We start from the raw sequence: 21473 nt of genomic DNA on the forward strand, positions 1-21473 counted from the left end.
CGCCTCAGTCGGGTAAATGTAGACGGGCAAATTGGACACAGGCTGCATTTCGCAAGGCACCATAACCGGGAAACAATGAACCGCCGCGTCCTACAACAATGGGAACGTTGCGTCCACGGTCACGCTCCACTGTCCATCGTCAGGAGTGCCGTGGCTGTAAGCCGGCAAGGAATGGTCGCATCACTTCCGCGCGGCGGTACGGCGGCAGCGCCAGTTCCAGTCTCTCGGTTCACCGGTGTCCATATGGACCGATTCGGTATGGCAATAGGTGCCGACACCCCCGCGGTTCGGCAGGGAACGCAGATAGGTTGCGAGTTCCCACTTGGAGACACCCTTGATCTGTATGTCGGCCGCATCGCAGGTATAATGTTTTGAACCCTGCCTTATTCCCTTTGGCGGACGGTAGCCCGAGGTGACAATGGCCGGGCTGTTATAGTGTCGCTCCACATCCTTGATCATGCTGATGAGCTCCGGCTTGAAACAACCGACTTCAACGCGATCTGTCTGCAGGAAAAGCCCGTTCGGCGCGACGCGGGTCAGGCCGGAGAGCGAGGCAAGCTTCATCAGCCCGGTGGGTTCATCGTCCTCTTCATCGAGATGAGCGTCGTCGAATTCGTCGGACATCATCGAGCGACCGGAGAGCGCAATACCCATCGTCTTGTCCGCCGCTCCCGGAAGTGCGGCCACCTGCGTGCCACCTGCCGAACCGCTTTCGATCATTTTCGGCAGGCGCTTCTTGGCTGCACCGGCGAAAAATGCTGCAAGCGTGACGCCCTTGCCTTCGCCTTCCTGCTTCTCGTCGCCCATGGCGGCACTGGTCGCGGGCTGCACCGAAGCAAGCTGTTCCGATGCGGTTTGTGGGACCGGCACGGCAGCGGGCTGGCGGTTCTCGCTGTGCTGCTCCGGTACCTGCACGGCTGACGGCACAGCAACAGGCGCGGATACCGGCTGCGGTTGCGCCGCCTGCACAGGGGCGGAGTAAACGCTGCTGAGCGCAGGTGTGATTTTCTGGGAAGGCACGCCCGCCGCGGCCGCGCCGGGCGCCGTGGCGGCCGGGGAAGGCACTGCGGATGCGGTAGAATAGATGCTTGATGTTCCAGCGGAAATTCCCGTTGGCTGCGTCGTCCGTCCGGCGATATCGGCGGCAGCGCCGTAACCCTGTGCCGGACCGCCCGCTGCCTGATGCTGCGCCGGAGCCGTGGTCGCGCCAGCCGCTGACGCCACGGCGGGATCCACATAATGCCCCTGCTGCGCACCGGCCGCCGGTGCAGCAGTTGCGGCCGTCTGCTGCTTCTGCTGTCCGGCAACTTCCGGCTTTTTGGCAGTGGCGGCCATCTCCTCGTCGGTCACCGCCGAAACGCATCCGGAAAGCCCCAGCAACGAAACCGCGATGACGAGACGCCGACAAGAAACGCGTCCCTTTGCGCCCTCGACAGTTTTCATGGGTGGCCTCCGTATCTTTTATTTCCAACAGCAGCACGGGAACGGAATCGTGTGCTTCCCCCAAAACGGGACTGGCCGTTTCGATTCGCGGACTATGCCTCATCCCCTCAGGACAAGGCAAGAGCGCCCGAAAACGCTGCTGCTCACCGGAAAATCCCTACCAGGAACCGGTATTCTGCATAGATATCCACGGTTCGGCTGGTGCGAGGCTTTCGCCTTTCTGCAAAATTTCGAAAGAAATACCATCCGGTGAACGTACGAAGGCCATATGCCCGTCTCTCGGTGGCCGGTTGATGATGATGCCGTTCTGCTGCAGATGCGCGCAGAAGTCGTAGATATTATCGACCTCATAAGCGAGGTGACCGAAATTGCGGCCGCCGGTATAATCTTCGCTATCCCAGTTATAGGTGAGTTCGAGGCACGGCGCCTTGTTTTCCTTCGCCGCAGCAACGTCGTCGCGAGCTGCAAGAAACACCAGAGTGAAGCGGCCTTTTTCGTTCTCGATTCGGCGTATTTCGGCGAGGCCGAGCAGGTCGACATAGAATTTAAGTGATTCGCCAAGGTCTTTGACGCGAACCATCGTGTGCAGATACCGCATTTTATTCCTCTCCATTACACGGGTCCGAAGCCGTTAAACGCATGATCGCAAGCCCCGGACAAGGACGGCGACATAAAAGCAGCTGCGTAAATCAAAAACTAGGGCTTGCGTGAAACCGTTACCAAGATGTTAATCTGGCGCACAGGAATCAGTTGACCGGTGTATGGCGCGTAATCGAGGGGTTGGCAGGATATGGCTGATAGGATGTCATCGAAAACGATAGTCGATGTCGAGGACCTTTCGGGCGATGCCGTGGACCTGACCGAGATCACCGGCGTCGTGAAGTGGTTCGATGTCGCCAAGGGTTTCGGTTTCATCGTGCCCGACAACGGCACACAGGATGTGCTGCTGCATGTATCCTGCCTGCGCCGCGACGGTTACCAGACGATCCTTGAAGGCACGCGCATTGTCGCCCTCATCCAGAGGCGCGACCGTGGCTTTCAGGCATTTCGCATTCTCTCCATGGATCAGTCTACCGCCGTTCACCCCTCGCAGCTGCCGCCGGTGCGCACCCATGTGCAGGTGACGCCGTCCAGCGGACTGGAGCGCGCCATCGTCAAGTGGTTCAACCGCACCAAGGGTTTCGGTTTCCTGACGCGTGGCGAAGGAACGGAAGATATTTTCGTGCATATGGAGACACTGCGCCGTTTCGGCCTGACCGAACTTCGCCCCGGGCAGGTTGTGCTGGTGCGTTATGGCGATGGCGACAAAGGCCTGATGGCCGCGGAAATCCACCCGGACAACCCGGTTTCGATCGGGATGTCGCATTGATGCCCGCCCTGCCCGATATAGTGAAGAGCGCCGTTATGGCGCTTCTTTTTTTCACGCTGGCCAGCGCCGCCCAGGCCCAGCAACAGCAGACATTCACCTCCGAACCGCTGCAGATTGAAACGGCCGGGGGAAAAAGCCATGATTTCTCTGTGGAACTGGCGCTGAACAATGCCCAGCGCGAACAGGGCCTGATGTTCCGCAAGAGCATGCCACCGGAAAACGGCATGTTGTTCAATTTCGGTGAACCGCGTGATGTCGCCATGTGGATGCGGAACACGCTTATTCCGCTCGACATGCTTTTCATTGGCCGTGACGGCCGCATCACCCACATCCACGAGAACGCGGTTCCACATTCGGAAGCCATCATCAGCTCCCGCGGGCCAGTGAAATTCGTGCTAGAACTGAATGGCGGCGCTGCGAAACGTTACGGCATCAAGCCTGGCGATATTGTGCGCAGCGCGCAAATTGGCAACCGGAAGTGACGTTGCCGCGTTATTGCGTCTGAATGAGCCGGACGATGTTTCGCCCGGCTGGCGCAATGTTCAGTAGACCGGCTCTATATGACTCAGAATCCTGCAGTTGGAAATGGAAGCGGCAAGGTTGATGGCGATGTCGATCGCCTCGACCGAATCAGCCGTGCCTTCCAGATAGATCACGTCATTTTCGACAGTGGCGGAAATGCGCGACTTTTCGAGACCTGATTCGAAGGCGAGTGCCGAGGTAATGGCCTGGCATACGCCTGCCATCCGGTCACCAAAGAAGCTTTCCTGAATACCTGACAGATTGAACATATGTGTTCTCCTTCTTATGGACATTACAACGCCTTTGGTGGCGGTTTTGTTCATCTCCGGTTCATCTATTTGTTCATCTTCCATTCATCTTGAAAAATTGGAACCCCCCAATCGATCACATTTTAGGTGATCGGGAACCATTTCGTGAGGCGGGCATTTCGCGCATGGGAGTGAAAAGAGAGTGAAAACCGCCATGAAGGCGCGTGAAACAGGAGGAGAATGACATGCTGATCAACAGAACGGAGCCGTGTCACCACGCCTCGTGGATGAAGCCGGTGGCGATCCACCTGCCCTTGTCCGCAGCAGTGGAAATCTACAGCCCGCTGGTAGCGCTGGACATGCTGATGTACCGCTGGCCGGAAGAACACGGCCCGGAATATGAAGAAGCACGCAGAAACTGCCTCGATGCCATCGCCGGACGATGCGACATCGAAAAAGCGCGGGAGTCGTTTCTCATCGCAAGCAGCCACGCTCATATTCTTAACATGCACTGACGTTCATTATCCGCGTTGATGACTGGCCCTTCTCCGCGAAGGGCTTTTCTTTTGGCGTTCACTGTTTCAGGCACGAGGTCGCGCGTGGAAAACTCCGCCTGCCGCCGGTGACATGTAACTGTCACGCAAACGTTATAATCGGCAGAGACAAATTCCGTGGAATCACCGGGCGGACAAACCGCCGGAAGCTCGGGAGTGGACCTGGCCAGCATGGAAACCGTCTTTGCCCTTTGCGCAATTCTGCTCGTCGCTTTCAACCTTCTCGGTATCTGCCTTGCCGGGTGGCGGCTAAAGCGGCGCGACCCGGAAAATTCCCTTGCGCGGCAAAAACCGCCTGTCTCGATCGTTGTGCCACTGCGCGGTGTGGAAAGTTTCACCCCTCTTACGCTGTCACGCGCCTTCGAGCTCGATTGGCCGGATTACGAACTGCTTTTCTGCGTTGCAGATGAATTCGACCCCGTCATTGCGCAAGTACGCAAAGCCCAGAGCGCCGTTCCTTCCGTTTCAGCGCAATTGCTCATCGGCGACGACCGGATCAGTGCCAATCCAAAACTGAACAATTGCGTCAAGGGCTGGCTGGCCGCCCGGCATGAATGGGTCATCCTCGCCGATTCGAACGTATTGATGCCGAAATCCTACGTGACGCGCATGATGTCGGCCTGGCGGAAAGACAGCGGCCTCGTGTGCTCCCCGCCGCTGGGCTCGCGGCCGACGGGTTTCTGGGCGCATGTGGAATGCGCCTTCCTCAACGGCGCGCAGGGCCGCTGGCAATATGCGGCAGAAGCCATCGGAATGGGTTTCGCGCAGGGCAAATCCATGTTGTGGAACAAACCGTTTCTCGAAGACCATGGGGGTATCCGCGCCCTCGCCGCCGAAATCGCCGAAGACGCCGCCTCGACGAAGCTGGTGCGGAACGCTGGCCGCAGGGTGCATCTTGTCTCCGCCCCTTTCGAGCAACCGCTCGGCCAGCGTCACGCCGGCGAGATCTGGTCACGCCAGGCCCGCTGGGCGCGGCTAAGGCGCGTGACCTTCCCGCAATATTTCGCGCCGGAAATCCTGACGGGCGCACTTCCCCCGCTTCTGTTCGCACTCACCGCGGCGGCCATGATGGACGTGAACCTCTTAGCGACCGCCCTCGCCGTCCTCGTCCTCATATACGGCCCCGAATTGGCCCTGACCGCCCTCAACGGGTGGCCAATATCGCTCCATACCCTGCCGGCCATGATCGCACGGGACATCATCATGCCCGTCATCTGGACGAGAAGCTGGATTGGCAGCGCAGTGGCATGGCGCGGCAATGTCATGACAATCGGTACGGCGGAAAGCACTTTGGCCGGCCCGCCAGCGGAATAATGACAATTTATGGGAAGAGGTTACGCCGGAAAGCTGATGCTTTGCCTTAAAATGGTCGGAGTGGAGAGATTCGAACTCCCGACCCTCTGGTCCCAAACCAGATGCGCTACCAGACTGCGCTACACTCCGCCGAGGCGATGGCTGGGGAATACACGGTTCATACGCAGTCCGCAACAGGGAAATTCATCTTTGTTCAGCCGCGACACAGTTGAGCAAAACCTAAGGTCGAGCGGGCAGCGCATGAACCGACAGCAAGGGGATAATCGTCTTGACTCTCACTTGAACTCGGTCCATTTCAAATTCTACGTTCCTGACACGATTTGGTTATTCTATTCAGGTACGTGATGAATAATCCGGGGTTTCACCCCGCTGTCCAACCGGAGCAGTTTCGACATGTCTGCGAAGATTTACCGCCCTGCAAAAACCGCCATGCAATCCGGCAAGGCGAAGACCAATGTCTGGGTTCTGGAATTCGACGCCGAGGTTCCGCGCAAGATCGATCCGATCATGGGCTACACCTCCAGTTCCGACATGAAACAGCAGGTCAAGCTGACATTCGAGACACAGGAACAGGCCGAAGCCTATGCCCAGCGCAAGGGCATCGAATATCGCGTGATCCAGCCGAAAGAGGCGACTCGCAAGGTGGTTTCCTACACCGACAATTTCCGTTTCAACCGCACCCAGCCCTGGACGCACTGAAACACGACGACCAAAGTTTTTGCCGGAGCATCGATCGCCCGGCATGACGGCCCCTTAGCTCAACTGGATAGAGCAACTGCCTTCTAAGCAGTAGGTCGCAGGTTCGAGTCCTGCAGGGGTCGCCACCGCTTTCTTGAATTCCCCACAAATGACTGGTTTGGGTTCGATCGCAGATACGGTTTCAGTCCTTATTTGCGCTCCGGCGATCCTTCGCTCTTCTCCATTTCATGAGATAACCGAAACCCGGTCCGATCAGCGCGCCGCCGATAACCCATTCCACCAAAGTCAGAGGTCGCTCGTCCGGATCGTGGCCAGTCGCGTAAAGAAAGAGAAAAAACGCGATAACGCCGCCGATCAAGAGGGTGATCGGAAACAACACACTGTCGCGAAAGCCTTTCATGCGATCCACTCCCTTGGCCGTGTTGATAGGTATTGGATATGATGCCGTTGGCAAACGCCTTTTGCAGCCGCCACGGCAAGTTATCGATCGGGCGGGATTGCGCCGGGGTGTACCATTGTAAGCGGCGGAAGACGACCTACCTAGAGGCCGAGTTTAACGAGGCCGCCCCGGAGTTCCCGGAGGGGCAAAAATCAATCAGGTACTTGATGCAACTTCAAAAATTAGGCGCACCGCTTTCGACGGACCGCCTTGTCCTGCGCGAATTCACAAGAGGCGATTTCCCCGGCTATTCAGCCTACCATTCTCTGCAGGAGGTTTATCGGTATCTTTACGCTGCACCTCCAACTGGAGATGCATTGCGAGAGCAGTTCTCGACGATTTTGGCGGCACCATTTGAGAAGGACGGCGACACCTATCGACTGGCTGTCGAGCGAAAGGCTGACAACGCACTGGTCGGTGAAGTCCTGTTGAAGCTGGCTAGTGTTGATGGACTGCAGGGAGAGGTTGGATATATTTTCAATCCAGAATTCGCGGGGAACGGGTATGCAACGGAGGCTGTTGGCGCGATGGTCAGCATAGGCTTCTCGTCAATCGGATTTCATCGAATCTTCGCGCGGCTGGACGCTGCGAATGAGGGTTCGGTCGGCGTTGTTGAGCGCCTTGGACTGCGTCGAGAAGCTCATTTGATCCAGAACGACCGCTTCCGAGACGTCTGGGGAGACGAGTATATTTACGCGGTTCTTGCTTCGGAATGGAAATCGCGCGCTGGCGTAATTTTGCCGTCCGCTTAGGGCCGACGGCCATAATCGCGCAGAAGCGCCAATTGCGGTCATTGATTAATTGTTTGCTGTCCCCTAAAAGCCGACCAATAGCAGAGGAGATTTATGCGCAGAGGCTTGTGATTTCGACCGCAATTTGCGGCTTCACCTGGCACCAGTATCGGTAGCCGGACCTTTTTGCATATCTTTTCTGCGGAGTTCTCATGAAATTCGAGGACGTTATCATCCGGCCTTTCGAGGCCTCGGACACAGTAAATCTCTCCAACATCTGGCTCGAAGCCTCGTTGCTTGCTCATCCGTTTATCGGCGAGCGTCGTTTGATGGAGCAAAAGGCACTTATTGAGGAACAATATTTGCCTGGCGCCCAAACGTGGGTCGCAACATTAAACGGCCAAGCTGCGGGCTTTATCAGCCTGCTCGACACTTTCATCGGCGGCTTATTTGTTTCCCCGTGCCATCAAGGCCTCGGTATCGGGCGTAAACTCGTTTCGCACGCGCTGAATTTGAAGGGCGAGCTTTCGCTTGAAGCCTATACTGAAAACGTGCAGGCGATGGGCTTCTATAGATCGCTCGGCTTTCAGGAGCTTTCCCGTCGCGCGATTGATGATGAAGGTTATCCGTTCGAAAATGCCCGTTTGCGGCTAGTCGGCTAAGGGCAACTTGTCGGGCGACACGGTAGTCGCCCGACAACCGCCTTGGCCAATCCCCGTGATCAGAATGAGCGGCGGAGGCCCACCGCTTTAGCCGACTTGCATACTTCCATCCTGCTCCCAAGCAGAACGCCTATGCCAGCACTTTGCTCTACCCCTGCCCCATCAGCGTGAAATAGCCCCATGCGGCCGCGAAAAACAATATGACAGCCGCAATCGTCAATGCCCTCTTCGCTTTTGGCCCGAGCGGTTCGCGCGGCTTCTTCGGCGGCACCGGTTTGCGGAACTTCACCACATTGTCGTTCATTTCATCATCGTCCTGAATGTCGCTGCTGAAACCTCTGCCGCATCTGTGGCATCGGCTTTTCGAATACCTATCTCTAGCAGACCAGAACTATCATAAATATTACCAAGTTTTCACTTCACCCTTGGGGCAAGCTATGTCACTTCCCACAATCAGAGGAATATAACGGCGACAGACGGACGAACAAACCGGAGAGCGGCGGCAACTCTCTGTAGTATTTTGAACTTTGCGGGTGACGAGAATGAATGACGCCAATACCAGTGGCAGCGATACCAAAAACAGCCAGCCCGATCTGCGCGAGATTTTGGGGACGACCAGAAACGGCCGCAAGAAAAAGTCGCGTCGGTTCCTCTATGTGGCAGCAGCCATTGTGCTGATTGGCGGCGGTCTTGGTTATTATTACCAGTCACGCGCAGGCGGTGTGGCTTATAGCTACACCACGGAAGCAGCGCGTCAGGGCGATCTCTCGGTCATAGTCACCTCCACCGGCTCGGTTCAGCCGACGGATCAGGTTGATATATCGAGCGAACTGTCCGGCACGGTGCGCAAGGTCAACGTCACCTACAACACCCCGGTCAAGGCCGGAGACGTTCTGGCGGAGCTGGATACCAACAAGCTGGAAGCCGACGTGCAGAGCGCCCGCGCCAAGCTCGCTTCCGCCAAGGCCAATGTGCTGAAGGCCCGCGCCGACCTTGGCTCGGCAAAGACATCCATGGAGCGCCTGCGATCCCTGGTGCAGAACCGCGTCTCCAGCCAGCAGGATCTGGACGCCGCGCAGTTCACCCATGATGCGGCGGCCGCAACGCTTGAGGTTAATGAGGCGACCGTGCTGTCGGCGGAAGCGGATCTGCGGCTCGCCGAGGTCAATCTGGGCAAGGCCAAGATCGTTTCGCCCATCGATGGCGTTATCCTCACCCGCAGCGTCGATCCCGGCGCCACGGTCGCCTCCTCGCTCAATGCCCCTGTTCTCTTCACCATCGCCGGCGATCTACGCCACATGGAGCTGCAGGTCTCGGTGGATGAGGCTGATGTCGGCAAGGTGGAAACCGGGCAGAAGGCCACATTCAACGTCGATGCCTATCCCGATCGCAGCTTCCCGGCCGAGATCGAGACCGTGCGCTTCGCCTCGGAAACCGTATCCAACGTGGTGACCTACAAGGGCATATTGACGGTCGACAATGCAGAACTGCTGCTTCGCCCCGGGATGACGGCAACCGCCAATATCATCGTTGAAGAGATCAAGGACGCCCTGCTGGTACCCAATTCCGCGCTTCGTTATACACCGCCGCGCGAATCCGCTTCGCGTGCGGGTGGGTTGATGAGCCTGTTCCGCCCGCCCCGCATGGGCCGCTCGCAAAACCGCGATGCCGGCCAGGCCGCCCAAGGTAAAAGGACGGTCTGGGTGCTGCGCAACAACAATCCGCTTTCCGTCGCAATCGAAACTGGCTCCACCGACGGCCAGCATACCGTGGTGAAATCTGGCAAATTAAAAGCCGATGACCAGGTAATTACCGACGCAACGGCCCGTAACGCCGGCTGACGGAGGACAAGCGCATGCAACAGCCGCCGCTCATCGAGTTCCGTGATGTCGTGAAGCAATATGGTCGCGGCGAAGCGACGATCCGCGCGCTCGACGGCGTCAGCCTGTCGATCCGCGAGAAGGAATTCGTCGCCATCATGGGACCGTCGGGATCGGGCAAATCCACCTCGATGAACATCATTGGCTGTCTGGACGTCCCATCGGCTGGCGAATATCTCTTCCAGGGCGTGCCGACCAGCGGCTTCGATAACGAACATCTGACGCTGCTGCGCCGGCACATGCTCGGTTTCGTGTTTCAAGGCTTCAACCTTCTCTCCCGCACCTCTGCGGTGGAAAATGTCGAACTACCGCTGATCTATCGGGGCATGAAAGCTTCAGAGCGTCGTGAGCGCGCCATGGAGGCGCTGGCACAGGTGGGACTGAAAGGTCGCGAAGATCACACCACGCAGGAGCTTTCAGGCGGCCAGCAGCAGCGTGTGGCCATTGCCCGCGCCATCGTCACCCGCCCCGCGCTGCTTCTGGCCGACGAGCCGACCGGCAATCTCGATACGAAGACCAGCGTCGAAATCATGGAACTGATAACCTCGCTCAATCGCGACAAGGGCATCACCGTCGTCATGGTAACCCATGAGGAGGATATCGCCGCCTATGCCGGGCGCCTGCTGCGTTTTGTCGACGGCCACCTCGCCTCCGATAGCGCCGCGGATCATAAGGAGACATTGGATGTTCTTTGAAACATCGCGTCTTGCGTTGCGCGCCATCAGCCGCAACCTGTTGCGCTCCTTTCTCACGGTGCTTGGCGTCGTCATTGGTGTGGCCGCCGTCATTGCCATGGTCACCATCGGCAACGGTACGACCGAGCAGGTAAAATCGGAACTGTCACGGCTCGGCACCAACATGCTGTTCGTGCGCCCCGGCCAGTTTGGCCCCGGCCGCGCCAGCACCGAAGCCAAGCGCTTCGATGACCGCGATGTCGAGGCGATCCGCAACCAGATATCGGGCATACGCGCCGTCGCACCGCAGAACCGCAGTTCCGCCGCAACCGTCATTTTCGGCGGCAAGAACCACCAGACGAGCGTCATCGGCACCACCAATGATTACCTGATCGCCCAGGACTGGACGATCGCGCTGGGTCGTGACTTCCAGCCCGCCGAAGATCGCGGCGGTCAGATCGGCTGCATCATCGGCGAAACCGTGCGTCAGGAACTGTTCGGTGCGGAAAACCCTGTGGGACAGACGATCCGCGTCAGCAACATCTCCTGCCCCGTCATTGGCGTTCTCGCCCGCAAAGGCCAGTCCGGCCTCGGCGACGATCAGGACGACACGATCATCATGCCGCTCAAAATCCACCAGCGGCGCATTGGCGGCACCACCACCATTTCCTCGATCATGGTTTCGGCGCAGGATGGCGTTTCCACCGCCAAGGTGCAGAGCGACCTGCAAAACCTGCTGCGCGAGCGCCGCCGCATCAACATCGGCCGCGAGGATGATTTTACTGTCAACGACATGACGCAGATCGCTTCCGCCATGACCGGCACGACGACGCTTCTCACCGGGCTTCTCGGCGCGGTCGCCGCCGTCAGCCTTCTCGTGGGCGGCATCGGCATCATGAACATCATGCTGGTCTCGGTCACGGAGCGCACGCGTGAGATCGGCATTCGGCTTGCCATCGGCGCATTGGAAAAACAGGTGCTGACACAGTTTCTGGTGGAAGCGGTGATGCTCTCGGCCTTCGGCGGCATCGTCGGCATCCTCACCGGCCTCGGCCTCGCCTACGCGGTCGTCAGCTTCCTCAACGTGCCTTTCGTCACCAGCCCATCGATCATCTTCCTCGCCTTCGCCTTTTCAGCCGCCATCGGCGTGATTTTCGGCTATTTTCCCGCGCGGCGGGCGGCGAGTCTCAGCCCGATCGAAGCCCTGAGACACGAGTGATCAATCCGGCCTAACGATCTGCGGCTTGCCGCCATTCCTCAAGCGCCTGTTCTACATCGGTCTGGTAAGACGGCGGGTAGTTTCGCTGCAGGAGGGCGTGCAAATATAATTCAACGGCCCGCCTTTGAGCGTCGTTCAACAGCGCAAATTTCTCCGGGCGGCCGCGCAGATGGGGCACGAACTCGTGCCGGTAACAACCGTCGAGATCGGCGATCATGTAGGCGGGTAGATGAAACCGCATTGCTTCGGCATCAAAAAACGCAGGACTGGCGGAGTGGAGGTCCACGTCCTCCACCGTGATCGCAGACCAATCGTCCTTTTCATCCTCGGCGCGGCGGGCGGCAAGCACATCATGGCTCGCGTAATCATCAATCGCGGCGGCCTCACGAAGACCCACACCGCCGCCTAGGGTGACGTGCGCGAAAGCAGCATTTACCGCCGCCCTTGCCGTGGCCGTGATCTCCCCTGCCGGTCTCAACACGTGAACCGCCCGTTCAATGATGGCCCCCTCCGCCCCCGTCTCCACGCACCGTTGGCCACTCGCCGCCTTCGGTTCGTTCGAACTGAACGCCTTCCGTGGTGGTTGATGACACGCGCCTGCGTGCTTTAGCCTCCCAAGAAAAGGAGAGGAAAGGAATACCGACAACCAACGTCAGGCCGACCAGAATGCCGGCAGCAACGAGGCCAGGTGTCCAGACATCAATCGAGCTGCTGCTATTCCCCACGCCGGCTACCCCCCTCACTGAACCATCCGCATTCAATCTTGCTTCATGACGTCAATCGGATAGGCTCTCCGGAAACCTACCGCATGGAGTCTCGATGTTCAAATCCGTATCCGATAGCGCTGCGGCTGCAGACGGCGGATCGCTGGCCCTTTTTGTGGAGCGACAGGACGGGCAGACGGAAGTGTTTGTGATCCATCGCTCGCTCGCATCGCGCGGGACGCCTGACTATAACAGGATCACGTCAAGCCTCCGGCCACTCTCTGCAGAAGATTGCCGGGAGGTCGCCGCGGCTCTCGAACCGCTATTGATGACCACGCCATCAATCCATCCGCTGGCCGATTTCATCGAAGCCTTCAAACAGCAGTCATGATCCTTGGGAAGTTGACTTTGCGTGAGACGCAGTCTGCGGAAAAAACCCTGAAACTTTTCGTCCGTCATCCTCGGGCTTGACCCGAGAATCTACAAACGTCCCACGCGATTTGGCGGGGATGGATCCTCGGGTCAAGCCCAAGGATGACGTCGCGTTTGTAGGAGCGCTGGGTGCAAAAGAATATCTAACTATCCATCGCAGAGATAGTGCAGCCAATCAGACGCTGGCTTCTGCCTCACGCTGCTTTGCAAGCGCGGCGAGATCCGCAGGCTTCAGCTCAACCGATTCACCGCAGCCGCAGGCAGAGGTCTGGTTCGGATTGTTGAAGGTGAAACCGGAGCGCATCTTGGTCACTTCGAAATCCATCTGCGTGCCGAGCAGATAAAGCACGGCGGAAGGCTGAACCCAGACTTTCGCGCCTTCGAATTCCACCAGATCGTCCTTCGCATCCGGCTCGGTCACGAGGTCGATGGTATATTCCATGCCCGCGCAACCGCCCTTCTTGATGCCGACGCGCACGCCCTTGGCGTCCGGTCCGGAATTTTCGACGATCGCTTTAACGCGCGAGGCAGCAGCTCCAGTCATGGTCATGATTGCAAAGCCCATGGGCCCATTCTCCTTCGACAATCGAGTTCAAGGCTCGATGCTTATGGAATTCAATTTAAGTGCGCCTGACGATGTCATCAAGGGATGACACCAGTCAAAATCAAATCAGTACCAGCCGACGGCAACCTGCGCTTCTTCCGACATGCGGTCCGGCGTCCACGGCGGATCGAAGGTCATTTCGACGGTGACACCGGAAACACCTTCGACGGCGCCAACGGCGTTCTCAACCCAGCCCGGCATTTCGCCAGCGACGGGGCAACCGGGGGCCGTCAGCGTCATGACGATCTTGACCATCCGGTCGTCTTCGATATCGATCTTGTAAACGAGACCGAGTTCGAAGATGTCGGCCGGAATTTCCGGGTCATAAACGGTCTTCAGCGCCGCGATCACATCGTCGCTGAGGCGTGCAAGCTCATCCGGCGGAATGGTGGATACCTTTTCCTGAGCTTCGGTCGCATCCTGGGTCTTTGCAGTGGCATCGGCAGTCATGGTCTTAAACCTCAATCCTGATTTCAAGCTGCGATATCAGGCGAAAAATTTGCGGGCATATTCCAGCGCCTCGACAAGAGAGTCTACTTCGGCGCGGGTATTGTAAAGGCCGAACGATGCCCGGCATGTGGAGGTGACACCGAAGCGTTTCAAGAGCGGCATGGCGCAATGGGTGCCAGCCCGCACGGCAACGCCGCGCCGGTCGATCACCATCGAGACGTCATGGGCGTGAATGCCCTCAAGCTCGAAGGAGAAAATGCCGCCCTTGTCAGGCGCGTTGCCGATGATGCGCAGCGAATTGATCTCGCGCAGCCGCTCGGCGGCATAAGCGGCAAGATCGGCCTCGTGTGCTGCAATCGCGGCACGGCCGAGATTGTCCATGTAATCGAGCGCATAACCGAGGCCGATCGCCTGCACGATGGGCGGTGTGCCGGCTTCGAAACGATGCGGCGGCTCGTTATAGGTCACGTTGTCTTCGGAAACGTCGAGGATCATCTCGCCGCCGCCCTGGAACGGCCGCATCTCGCGCAGCCGGTCGGCCTTGCCATAGAGCACGCCGATGCCCGAGGGACCATAAAGCTTGTGGCCCGTCATCACATACCAGTCGCAATCGATATCGCGCACATCAACAGGCATATGAACAGCGCCCTGCGAACCATCGATCAGCACCGGAATGCCACGCTCATGCGCGATACGGCAGATTTCCTTGACCGGCACGATGGTGCCGAGCGCATTCGACATATGGGTGATGGCAACGAGCTTGGTGCGCTCCGTCAGGCTCTTTTCGAAAGCCTCGATATGAAATGCGCCGTCATCATCAACCGGCACCCAGACGAGCTTGGCGCCCTGCCGCTCGCGGATGAAATGCCACGGCACGATGTTGGAGTGGTGCTCCATGATCGAGATGACGATCTCGTCACCCTCGCCGATCTTTGGCATGCCATAACCGTAAGCAACCGTATTGATCGCCTCGGTGGAGGATTTGGTGAAGACGATCTCGTCCACCGAACCGGCATTGAGGAACCGGCGCACTTTTTCGCGCGCCGCTTCATAGGCATCGGTTGCGGCATTGGAGAGGAAATGCAGGCCGCGATGCACGTTTGCGTACTCATTTGCATAAGCATGCGAAACGGCGTCGATCACCACCTGCGGCTTTTGAGCAGACGCACCGTTGTCGAGATAGACCAGCGGCTTGCCATAGACTTCGCGCGACAGGATCGGGAAATCCCGGCGCACGGCTTCGATGTCATAAGGGGCCGCCATTGCGGTCTGGTCCATTTCTCGGGCCCTTTCATGGTGCTCTTCTGGAGAGCTCCGGGGTTTGCACAGCGTTACCGCTGCTTCACCTCATCCTCGGGACAAGCCCGAGGATGACGACGGAGAGGTTGCTAAGCGTGGTGCTCCAGCCAGCCGGAAATGATCGTCTCCAGCGCCTTTACCAGATTTTCTTCTTCCAGTTCCTCGACGATCTCGGCGACGAAGGCGTTGACGAGCATCGCCCGTGCCTTTGCCCGCGGGACGCCGCGCGCCATCAGGTAATAGAGATGGTTGTCGCTGATATCGGCAACCGTCGCGCCATGGCCGCACTGAACGTCATCGGCGAAGATTTCCAGTTCCGGCTTTGCCGAGAACTCGCCATCGTCAGACATCAGCAGCGTGTTGCACGCCATCTTCGCGTCGGTCTTCTGGGCATCCGGTGCGACCCGGATCATGCCCTGGAAAATGCCCTTTGCACGGTCGAACACCACGTTGCGGAAAACTTCCGTCGAGGTCGTGTTCGGCACGTTGTGGCCAAGAACCATCGTCACGTCCGTATGGGTTTCGCCACCCAGAAGGTTGACGCCGCGAACGATGAGATCGGTGCCCTCGCCTTCCACATCAATGCGCAGTTCCTGACGCACCAGCTTGCCGCCGGCATTGATCAGGAAGAGACGCAACTTGGCTTCCGCGCCAAGCTTGATGCGCAGCTGGCCAAGGTGAATATCGGCTGCACCCTGCTGTTGCAAAAGGATCCAGGTTGCTTCCGCGCCATCCTCAATGACGATATCGCTGACCGAGGAGACAAGCGCCGCATCGGGCGTCACCGAAAGGTGACGCTCAATGACAGTCGCTTTCGAACCCTTGCCGAAGCGCACAGGGAAGCGGCTGTGAACCTGGCCTGCGCCATGGATAGCCTGCAGTTCGATCGGCTTGTCGAGCTCAGCATCGGCGGGAATTTCGACCACGAGGCCGTCACGCACAAAGCTGCCATTGATGCGGCCAATCGTGTCATCCTTGCTGGCTTCCGCAAGGCCAGCCGCGGCAGAGCCGTCGAGCAGGCTGTCGGCAAAGCGCGATACACCATCGACCTTGCCGATATCGGCCGTGCCATGCAGCATGTAAGCCACAGGCGAACCGGCAATAATCGACGCAGCCTTCTCGATGACAGGCGCGGGCCGGTCTTCCGGAACCGTGCGCAGCAGGCTCTTCAGATCGGTATAGTGCCAGGCCTCGATGCGGCGTGTCGGAAGACCACCGGTCTTCAGATCGTCGAACAGCACGTCACGCGCGGCAACCACGGCGCCGTCGCCGGGCAGCTCGCTGAACTTGGCGGTGTAGGCATCGACCAGCGCGGTTTCCGCTGGCGTCAGCCGGTTGGTAGCTTGAATGTTCATGGACATCACCTCCTGGCCTTCGATCAGGCCGCTTCACCGATGATGTCGGCGTAACCGTTGTTTTCCAGTTCCAGCGCGAGAGCCTTGTCACCCGAGCGGATGATCTTGCCCTTGTAGAGAACGTGAACGCTGTCAGGCACGATGTAATCGAGCAGGCGCTGATAGTGGGTGATGACGACGGTGGCGCGATCCGGCGACTTCAGCGCATTGACGCCGTCAGCCACGATCTTCAGCGCGTCGATGTCGAGACCGCTATCGGTTTCGTCGAGAACGCAGAGCTTCGGCTCCAGAAGCGCCATCTGCAGGATTTCGGCACGCTTCTTCTCACCACCGGAGAAACCGACGTTGAGCGGACGCTTCAGCATCTCCATGTCGATCTTCAGATCGCCGGCTGCTTCCTTGACGCGGCGGATGAAATCAGGCGTCGTCAGCTCGGACTCGCCGCGCGCCTTGCGCTGCTCGTTCATCGCAACCTTCAGGAACTGCATGGTAGCGACGCCCGGAATTTCGACCGGATACTGGAAGGCAAGGAAAATGCCCTTGGCCGCACGCTCGGCAGCGTCCAGTTCCAGAATGCTTTCGCCGTTATAGAGAATGTCACCGGAGGTGACTTCATAGTCCTCACGGCCCGACAGGATGTAGGACAGCGTCGACTTGCCGGAACCGTTCGGGCCCATGATGGCCGCAACTTCACCAGCGGCAACCTTCAGGTTGAGACCCTTGATGATCTCGGTTTCGGTATCGGCGATCTTCGCGTGCAGGTCGATGATTTCAAGCATGGTATTGTTCCTGTTCATGGTGCGGTTTCAAGGACCGCCTCGTGCGCCCCATCAGGGCTTGTCTCAAATCTCTCATCCGTCATCCTCGGGCTTGACCCGAGGATCCGGGAAGTGGGTTGTCTCTGCTCAGGCCAAGGGCCGTAGATCCTCGGGTTAGGCCCGAGGATGATGTCGAGCAAGGAGTTAACCGACCGAGCCTTCCAGCGAAATGCCGATCAGCTTCTGCGCTTCCACGGCAAATTCCATCGGCAGTTCCTGAATGACTTCCTTCACGAAGCCGTTGACGATCAGCGCGATCGCCGCTTCCTCGGGAATGCCGCGCTGCAGGCAATAGAACAGCTGGTCTTCGGAAATCTTCGACGTCGTCGCCTCATGCTCGAAGTGCGCGGAGGAGTTCTTCGCCTCGATGTAAGGCACGGTATGAGCGCCGCACTTGTCGCCGATCAGCAGGGAGTCGCACTGCGTGAAGTTACGCGTGTTGGTCGCCTTGCGGTGGGCCGAGACCTGGCCGCGATAGACGTTTTCCGAGAAACCGGCGGCGATGCCCTTGGCGATGATGCGGCTCGACGTGTTCTTGCCGAGATGGATCATCTTGGTGCCGCTGTCGATCTGCTGGTGACCATTGGAGACCGCGATCGAATAGAACTCGCCACGGCTGTCATCGCCGCGCAGGATGCAGGACGGGTATTTCCAGGTGATGGCCGAACCGGTCTCCACCTGCGTCCACGAGATCTTCGAGCGGTTGCCACGGCAATCGCCGCGCTTGGTCACGAAGTTGTAGATGCCGCCCTTGCCTTCCTTGTCGCCCGGATACCAGTTCTGGACGGTGGAATATTTGATTTCGGCATCATCGAGCGCCACGAGTTCAACAACGGCGGCGTGAAGCTGGTTCTCGTCGCGCTGGGGAGCGGTGCAGCCTTCCAGATAGGAGACGTAGGCACCCTCTTCGGCGATGATCAGCGTGCGCTCGAACTGGCCGGTGTTCTTCTCGTTGATGCGGAAATATGTGGAAAGCTCCATCGGGCAACGAACGCCCTTCGGCACGAACACGAAGGAACCGTCGGTGAAGACGGCCGAGTTCAGCGTCGCATAAAAATTGTCCGTCGTCGGAACGACCGAGCCGAGATATTTCTTCACCAGCTCCGGATGCTCGCGCACGGCTTCCGAGATCGACATGAAGATCACGCCTGCCTTCGCCAGTTCCGCCTTGAAGGTGGTGACGACGGAGACGCTGTCGAACACGGCATCAACAGCGACCTGACGCTTTTCGACGCCGGCGAGGATTTCCTGTTCTTTCAGCGGAATGCCGAGCTTTTCATAGACCTTCAGCAGCTCCGGGTCGACTTCATCGAGCGACTTCGGGCCGGGGGTGCTTTTCGGCGCGGCATAATAATAGAGATCGTTGAAGTCGATCTTGGGGTAGCTGACGCGCGCCCAGGTCGGCTCTTCCATCGTCAGCCAGCGCTTGTAAGCCTCAAGACGCCATTCTAGCATCCATTCCGGCTCCTGCTTCTTGGCCGAGATGAAACGGATCACCTCTTCCGAAAGACCCTTCGGGGCCTTGTCGACTTCGATATTGGTTTCGAAGCCGTATTTATACTGGTCCACATCGATCTGGCGGACCTGATCGATCGTTTCCTGAACCGCTGCCATGTCGTTCTCCAATCTCGCCGGAGCCAAGGTCCGGTGGCTTGTCAACGTATCAAGGCGGAAAGCCGCCTTATTCATCTTCGGGCAAATCGCTCCGAGCCGTCGGCCGGGGCAGAGCTTATACCCATGTAGGTGCGGGATGGCGCTTTTCACACATCCCGGCAAGCGGAAAATTGCTAATCCGCAATTCTTTGCCGCATTTTACGCGGCCTGACCGGAAAGCTTGCGCCGTCCGGCAATTTTCGCAAACGCAGCGAGCGTCCGTTCGATGTCCGCCTCGTCAGTCGCGTGGCCAATCGAAATCCGGAGCGCGCCGAGCTTGGGATCGCGCCCCATCGCGGTCAAGACATGGCTTTCGCCCACCTTGCCCGATGAGCAGGCCGACCCTGCCGACAGTGCGATACCTTCTATATCGAAGGCGATCTGCCCGGTCTCGGCCTTCAGGCCCGGAAGCGTGAAAAACGTGGTATTGGCGACGCGCGTGACATCGTCACCGTGGATGATCACATCAGGCGCGTTCATGCGCATACCGTTTTCCAGCCGCGCCCGCAGCGCGGAAAGACGCGCCGCCTCAGCCTCGACATTCCGAGCAGCAACAGCGGCGGCAGCACCAAAACCGATAACGGACAGGGTATTTTCCGTACCCGAACGATGGCCCTTTTCCTGGCCGCCACCATGGATCAGCGGCTTCGGCATCATCACCTCGCCGCGCGAGATAAGAGCGCCGGCACCCTTCGGGCCACCGAGCTTGTGAGACGAAATCACAAGGAAATCCGCATCGAGCGCGTTGATATCGAGCGGCACGCGGCCGGCAGCCTGAACAGCGTCGACAACCATCAGACCGCCCGCCGCATGAACCAGCCGCGCCGCTTCCGCCACAGGCTGAAGGACGCCGGTTTCATTATTCACGAGCATGCAGGCGACCATCGGCAGCCCGGACGACCTGTCATGCGAAGACAGCAACGCTTCAAGCGCGGCAAGATCAAGGACACCCGCTGACGTAACGGGAACTTCCGTTACGTCACTCTTTTCGAAACGGCCACCTTCGCGGAATGCGGGATGCTCGATGGCGGAAACATAGAGCCGGCTTACCCGAACCGGGCTGCGTCCCATCCTGAATTCCGGCGCAAGCACCAGATTGGCCGCTTCCGTCGCACCGCTGGTAAAGGTCACATGCGCCGGCTCAGCGCCGCCAAGCGCCGCAACCTCCCGGCGAGCCGTCTCGACGGCGGCGCGGGCGGCACGCCCTTCGCGGTGGACGGAAGACGGATTGCCGGCAAGATCAAGCGCAGACACGAGCACCTCCCGCACGGCCGGCAGAAGCGGCGCCGTGGCGTTCCAGTCCATATATGTGCGCGTCAAAACCGTCATCGCCGAAAGGCTTCATCCAATCTTCAATGCGCGAAAACGCATTTTTCTTGAAATTACAGTTGCGCTTGCCTTATGACACCACCCGAGTGCTTTAGCACACGCAAAGTTTCGAATTATTCTAAACTGCGTTCTAGAAAAGATGACAGAGTTCGTCAAGTCTTCTCATCGGAAGAATGCGGTTGGAGAATGAAAAAACACGACCGGAGTACCAATGCCCGAAGTCATCTTTAACGGCCCTGCGGGTCGCCTCGAAGGCCGTTATCAACCCTCCAAGGAAAAGAGCGCGCCGATCGCGATCATCCTTCATCCGCACCCGCAGTTTGGCGGCACGATGAACAACCAGATCGTCTATCAGCTCTTCTATCTTTTCCAGAAGCGCGGTTTCACGACGCTCCGGTTCAACTTCCGCTCCATCGGCCGCAGCCAGGGCGAGTTCGACCACGGTGCGGGCGAGCTGTCCGATGCCGCCTCGGCGCTCGACTGGGTGCAGAGCCTGCATCCGGATTCCAAGAGCTGTTGGGTGGCGGGTTACTCCTTCGGCGCCTGGATCGGCATGCAGCTTCTGATGCGCCGCCCGGAAATCGAAGGTTTCATGTCGATTGCCCCGCAGCCGAACACCTACGACTTCTCCTTCCTTGCGCCATGCCCGTCTTCTGGCCTCATCATCAACGGCGATTCCGACAAGGTCGCGCCCGAAAAGGATGTCAACGGCCTGGTCGAAAAGCTGAAGACGCAGAAGGGCATTCTCATCACCCACCGCACCGTCCCCGGCGCCAACCACTTCTTCAACGGCAAGGTGGATGAGCTGATGGGCGAATGCGAGGACTATCTCGACCGTCGCCTGAACGGCGAGCTTGTGCCGGAACCGGCGGCGAAGCGTATTCGGTGATTTGTCGCCCGGTATCCGGGCAGGCTTGAATTCGAATAGTGATAACCGGCGGGCTGGGCTTACCCCCCTCTGCCCTGCCGGGCATCTCCCCCACAGGTGGGGAGATCGAATCGTGGCGGCCTTTCGGCCCTCTCTGACCTAGCTAATCGGACGGGGAGCAGGCATCTTGCCGATCTCCCTCCTTGT

General features: G+C 58.7%; 25 protein-coding genes and 2 tRNA genes. 13 read left to right on the plus strand and 14 right to left on the minus strand.

Annotation, left to right across the window (positions count from 1 at the left end):
• Positions 1-180: 180 nt before the first annotated feature.
• Positions 181-1443 carry a D-Ala-D-Ala carboxypeptidase family metallohydrolase gene (locus QE453_RS17575; RefSeq protein ID WP_309777596.1) on the minus strand — a complete coding sequence of 421 codons (1263 nt, stop codon included), beginning with the start codon at positions 1441-1443 and terminating at the stop codon, positions 181-183.
• A 157-nt stretch (positions 1444-1600) separates the two neighbouring features.
• Positions 1601-2041, minus strand: coding sequence for a VOC family protein (locus tag QE453_RS17580; protein ID WP_045533768.1), 441 nt, complete (start codon positions 2039-2041; stop codon positions 1601-1603).
• A 192-nt stretch (positions 2042-2233) separates the two neighbouring features.
• Here QE453_RS17580 and QE453_RS17585 point away from each other — a divergent pair, with 192 nt between their 5' ends.
• Together QE453_RS17585 and QE453_RS17590 are read left to right on the plus strand one after the other, a co-directional pair.
• Positions 2234-2812 (plus strand): cold-shock protein, encoded by a 579-nt coding sequence (locus QE453_RS17585; protein ID WP_004442353.1) that lies wholly within the window; start codon positions 2234-2236, stop codon positions 2810-2812.
• Positions 2812-3294, plus strand: a complete 483-nt coding sequence (locus QE453_RS17590; RefSeq protein ID WP_244404891.1) for a DUF192 domain-containing protein — start codon at positions 2812-2814, stop codon at positions 3292-3294. The genes QE453_RS17585 and QE453_RS17590 overlap by 1 nt, the downstream gene beginning before the upstream one ends.
• 60 nt (positions 3295-3354) lie before the next feature.
• Here QE453_RS17590 and QE453_RS17595 read toward each other — a convergent pair whose 3' ends face one another.
• Complete coding sequence (locus QE453_RS17595) at positions 3355-3603, minus strand: BON domain-containing protein (protein WP_003522642.1); 249 nt, start codon at positions 3601-3603, stop codon at positions 3355-3357.
• A gap of 224 nt (positions 3604-3827) precedes the next feature.
• Here QE453_RS17595 and QE453_RS17600 point away from each other — a divergent pair, with 224 nt between their 5' ends.
• Together QE453_RS17600 and QE453_RS17605 are read left to right on the plus strand one after the other, a co-directional pair.
• Positions 3828-4097 (plus strand): DUF982 domain-containing protein, encoded by a 270-nt coding sequence (locus QE453_RS17600; RefSeq protein WP_004442357.1) that lies wholly within the window; start codon positions 3828-3830, stop codon positions 4095-4097.
• A gap of 210 nt (positions 4098-4307) precedes the next feature.
• Positions 4308-5450, plus strand: a complete 1143-nt coding sequence (locus QE453_RS17605) for a ceramide glucosyltransferase (protein WP_045533862.1) — start codon at positions 4308-4310, stop codon at positions 5448-5450.
• Positions 5451-5502: 52 nt separating this feature from the next.
• On the opposite strand, the gene QE453_RS17610 is transcribed toward QE453_RS17605, so the two are convergent.
• Positions 5503-5579 (minus strand) — tRNA-Pro (locus QE453_RS17610).
• A 264-nt stretch (positions 5580-5843) separates the two neighbouring features.
• Between QE453_RS17610 and QE453_RS17615 the strand changes: the two genes are divergently transcribed.
• Both QE453_RS17615 and QE453_RS17620 read left to right on the plus strand, forming a co-directional pair.
• Positions 5844-6149 carry an ETC complex I subunit gene (locus QE453_RS17615; RefSeq protein WP_004442361.1) on the plus strand — a complete coding sequence of 102 codons (306 nt, stop codon included), beginning with the start codon at positions 5844-5846 and terminating at the stop codon, positions 6147-6149.
• Between the two features lie 48 nt (positions 6150-6197).
• A tRNA-Arg gene (locus QE453_RS17620) sits at positions 6198-6274 on the plus strand.
• A 56-nt stretch (positions 6275-6330) separates the two neighbouring features.
• Here the strand turns inward: QE453_RS17620 and QE453_RS17625 are convergent.
• Complete coding sequence (locus QE453_RS17625) at positions 6331-6549, minus strand: hypothetical protein (RefSeq protein ID WP_244404890.1); 219 nt, start codon at positions 6547-6549, stop codon at positions 6331-6333.
• A 206-nt stretch (positions 6550-6755) separates the two neighbouring features.
• Between QE453_RS17625 and QE453_RS17630 the strand changes: the two genes are divergently transcribed.
• Together QE453_RS17630 and QE453_RS17635 are read left to right on the plus strand one after the other, a co-directional pair.
• Positions 6756-7340: a GNAT family N-acetyltransferase gene (locus QE453_RS17630; RefSeq protein WP_309778182.1), complete on the plus strand. Its 585-nt coding sequence runs from the start codon at positions 6756-6758 to the stop codon at positions 7338-7340.
• A 191-nt stretch (positions 7341-7531) separates the two neighbouring features.
• Positions 7532-7981 carry a GNAT family N-acetyltransferase gene (locus tag QE453_RS17635; RefSeq protein ID WP_004442365.1) on the plus strand — a complete coding sequence of 150 codons (450 nt, stop codon included), beginning with the start codon at positions 7532-7534 and terminating at the stop codon, positions 7979-7981.
• A 148-nt stretch (positions 7982-8129) separates the two neighbouring features.
• Here QE453_RS17635 and QE453_RS17640 read toward each other — a convergent pair whose 3' ends face one another.
• Complete coding sequence (locus QE453_RS17640) at positions 8130-8285, minus strand: hypothetical protein (protein WP_006698800.1); 156 nt, start codon at positions 8283-8285, stop codon at positions 8130-8132.
• A 238-nt stretch (positions 8286-8523) separates the two neighbouring features.
• On the opposite strand from QE453_RS17640, the gene QE453_RS17645 reads away from it, so the two are divergent.
• From QE453_RS17645 to QE453_RS17655, 3 genes are read left to right on the plus strand one after another with little or no spacing between them, the layout of a single operon-like run.
• Positions 8524-9822, plus strand: coding sequence for an efflux RND transporter periplasmic adaptor subunit (locus QE453_RS17645; protein WP_309777597.1), 1299 nt, complete (start codon positions 8524-8526; stop codon positions 9820-9822).
• A gap of 14 nt (positions 9823-9836) precedes the next feature.
• Positions 9837-10556, plus strand: coding sequence for an ABC transporter ATP-binding protein (locus QE453_RS17650; protein WP_004442374.1), 720 nt, complete (start codon positions 9837-9839; stop codon positions 10554-10556).
• Positions 10546-11754, plus strand: a complete 1209-nt coding sequence (locus tag QE453_RS17655; protein ID WP_004442376.1) for an ABC transporter permease — start codon at positions 10546-10548, stop codon at positions 11752-11754. The genes QE453_RS17650 and QE453_RS17655 overlap by 11 nt, the downstream gene beginning before the upstream one ends.
• A 10-nt stretch (positions 11755-11764) precedes the next feature.
• Here QE453_RS17655 and QE453_RS17660 read toward each other — a convergent pair whose 3' ends face one another.
• The gene (locus QE453_RS17660; protein ID WP_004442379.1) at positions 11765-12280 is read right to left on the minus strand and encodes a DUF6714 family protein; all 516 of its coding nucleotides are present in this window, start codon (positions 12278-12280) and stop codon (positions 11765-11767) included.
• Between the two features lie 293 nt (positions 12281-12573).
• On the opposite strand from QE453_RS17660, the gene QE453_RS17665 reads away from it, so the two are divergent.
• A complete protein-coding gene (locus QE453_RS17665; RefSeq protein WP_006698796.1) occupies positions 12574-12849 on the plus strand; it encodes a hypothetical protein in 276 nt (91 codons plus the stop codon).
• A gap of 216 nt (positions 12850-13065) precedes the next feature.
• On the opposite strand, the gene sufA is transcribed toward QE453_RS17665, so the two are convergent.
• The 7 genes from sufA to QE453_RS17700 all read right to left on the minus strand — a co-directional run bounded on the left by sufA (position 13066) and on the right by QE453_RS17700 (position 20398).
• Complete coding sequence (gene sufA, locus QE453_RS17670) at positions 13066-13455, minus strand: Fe-S cluster assembly scaffold SufA (RefSeq protein WP_004442383.1); 390 nt, start codon at positions 13453-13455, stop codon at positions 13066-13068.
• Between the two features lie 105 nt (positions 13456-13560).
• Entirely contained in the window at positions 13561-13944 is a 384-nt protein-coding gene (locus QE453_RS17675) for an SUF system Fe-S cluster assembly protein (RefSeq protein ID WP_004442386.1), read from the minus strand.
• Between the two features lie 36 nt (positions 13945-13980).
• Positions 13981-15222, minus strand: coding sequence for a cysteine desulfurase (locus QE453_RS17680; RefSeq protein WP_006698795.1), 1242 nt, complete (start codon positions 15220-15222; stop codon positions 13981-13983).
• Positions 15223-15332: 110 nt separating this feature from the next.
• On the minus strand, positions 15333-16598 hold the full coding sequence (gene sufD / locus QE453_RS17685) for a Fe-S cluster assembly protein SufD (protein WP_309777598.1): 1266 nt from the start codon (positions 16596-16598) through the stop codon (positions 15333-15335).
• A 23-nt stretch (positions 16599-16621) separates the two neighbouring features.
• Positions 16622-17377: a Fe-S cluster assembly ATPase SufC gene (gene sufC, locus QE453_RS17690; RefSeq protein ID WP_003522658.1), complete on the minus strand. Its 756-nt coding sequence runs from the start codon at positions 17375-17377 to the stop codon at positions 16622-16624.
• Positions 17378-17560: 183 nt separating this feature from the next.
• Positions 17561-19030, minus strand: a complete 1470-nt coding sequence (sufB, locus tag QE453_RS17695) for a Fe-S cluster assembly protein SufB (RefSeq protein WP_006698793.1) — start codon at positions 19028-19030, stop codon at positions 17561-17563.
• A gap of 198 nt (positions 19031-19228) precedes the next feature.
• Positions 19229-20398, minus strand: a complete 1170-nt coding sequence (locus tag QE453_RS17700; RefSeq protein ID WP_309777599.1) for a cysteine desulfurase family protein — start codon at positions 20396-20398, stop codon at positions 19229-19231.
• Positions 20399-20609: 211 nt separating this feature from the next.
• Between QE453_RS17700 and QE453_RS17705 the strand changes: the two genes are divergently transcribed.
• A complete protein-coding gene (locus tag QE453_RS17705; RefSeq protein WP_003522662.1) occupies positions 20610-21287 on the plus strand; it encodes an alpha/beta hydrolase in 678 nt (225 codons plus the stop codon).
• The last annotated feature ends 186 nt before the right edge of the window (positions 21288-21473 follow it).

Source organism: Agrobacterium sp. SORGH_AS_0440, assembly GCF_031453135.1.
Classification (GTDB): domain Bacteria; phylum Pseudomonadota; class Alphaproteobacteria; order Rhizobiales; family Rhizobiaceae; genus Agrobacterium; species Agrobacterium pusense.

Bases quoted from the DNA above. Each gene is read 5' to 3' on its own strand.
- QE453_RS17615 (WP_004442361.1), top strand. From the start codon at position 5,844: ATGTCTGCGAAGATTTACCGCCCTGCAAAAACCGCCATGCAATCCGGC.
- QE453_RS17655 (WP_004442376.1), top strand. From the start codon at position 10,546: ATGTTCTTTGAAACATCGCGTCTTGCGTTGCGCGCCATCAGCCGCAAC.
- QE453_RS17645 (WP_309777597.1), top strand. From the start codon at position 8,524: ATGAATGACGCCAATACCAGTGGCAGCGATACCAAAAACAGCCAGCCC.
- QE453_RS17650 (WP_004442374.1), top strand. From the start codon at position 9,837: ATGCAACAGCCGCCGCTCATCGAGTTCCGTGATGTCGTGAAGCAATAT.
- QE453_RS17680 (WP_006698795.1), bottom strand. From the start codon at position 15,222: ATGGACCAGACCGCAATGGCGGCCCCTTATGACATCGAAGCCGTGCGC.
- QE453_RS17705 (WP_003522662.1), top strand. From the start codon at position 20,610: ATGCCCGAAGTCATCTTTAACGGCCCTGCGGGTCGCCTCGAAGGCCGT.
- sufD (WP_309777598.1), bottom strand. From the start codon at position 16,598: ATGAACATTCAAGCTACCAACCGGCTGACGCCAGCGGAAACCGCGCTG.
- QE453_RS17675 (WP_004442386.1), bottom strand. From the start codon at position 13,944: ATGACTGCCGATGCCACTGCAAAGACCCAGGATGCGACCGAAGCTCAG.
- QE453_RS17625 (WP_244404890.1), bottom strand. From the start codon at position 6,549: ATGAAAGGCTTTCGCGACAGTGTGTTGTTTCCGATCACCCTCTTGATC.
- QE453_RS17575 (WP_309777596.1), bottom strand. From the start codon at position 1,443: ATGAAAACTGTCGAGGGCGCAAAGGGACGCGTTTCTTGTCGGCGTCTC.
- QE453_RS17630 (WP_309778182.1), top strand. From the start codon at position 6,756: ATGCAACTTCAAAAATTAGGCGCACCGCTTTCGACGGACCGCCTTGTC.
- QE453_RS17590 (WP_244404891.1), top strand. From the start codon at position 2,812: ATGCCCGCCCTGCCCGATATAGTGAAGAGCGCCGTTATGGCGCTTCTT.
- QE453_RS17585 (WP_004442353.1), top strand. From the start codon at position 2,234: ATGGCTGATAGGATGTCATCGAAAACGATAGTCGATGTCGAGGACCTT.
- sufB (WP_006698793.1), bottom strand. From the start codon at position 19,030: ATGGCAGCGGTTCAGGAAACGATCGATCAGGTCCGCCAGATCGATGTG.
- QE453_RS17640 (WP_006698800.1), bottom strand. From the start codon at position 8,285: ATGAACGACAATGTGGTGAAGTTCCGCAAACCGGTGCCGCCGAAGAAG.
- QE453_RS17595 (WP_003522642.1), bottom strand. From the start codon at position 3,603: ATGTTCAATCTGTCAGGTATTCAGGAAAGCTTCTTTGGTGACCGGATG.
- QE453_RS17635 (WP_004442365.1), top strand. From the start codon at position 7,532: ATGAAATTCGAGGACGTTATCATCCGGCCTTTCGAGGCCTCGGACACA.
- QE453_RS17700 (WP_309777599.1), bottom strand. From the start codon at position 20,398: ATGACGGTTTTGACGCGCACATATATGGACTGGAACGCCACGGCGCCG.
- sufC (WP_003522658.1), bottom strand. From the start codon at position 17,377: ATGCTTGAAATCATCGACCTGCACGCGAAGATCGCCGATACCGAAACC.
- QE453_RS17600 (WP_004442357.1), top strand. From the start codon at position 3,828: ATGCTGATCAACAGAACGGAGCCGTGTCACCACGCCTCGTGGATGAAG.
- sufA (WP_004442383.1), bottom strand. From the start codon at position 13,455: ATGGGCTTTGCAATCATGACCATGACTGGAGCTGCTGCCTCGCGCGTT.
- QE453_RS17580 (WP_045533768.1), bottom strand. From the start codon at position 2,041: ATGCGGTATCTGCACACGATGGTTCGCGTCAAAGACCTTGGCGAATCA.
- QE453_RS17605 (WP_045533862.1), top strand. From the start codon at position 4,308: ATGGAAACCGTCTTTGCCCTTTGCGCAATTCTGCTCGTCGCTTTCAAC.
- QE453_RS17665 (WP_006698796.1), top strand. From the start codon at position 12,574: ATGTTCAAATCCGTATCCGATAGCGCTGCGGCTGCAGACGGCGGATCG.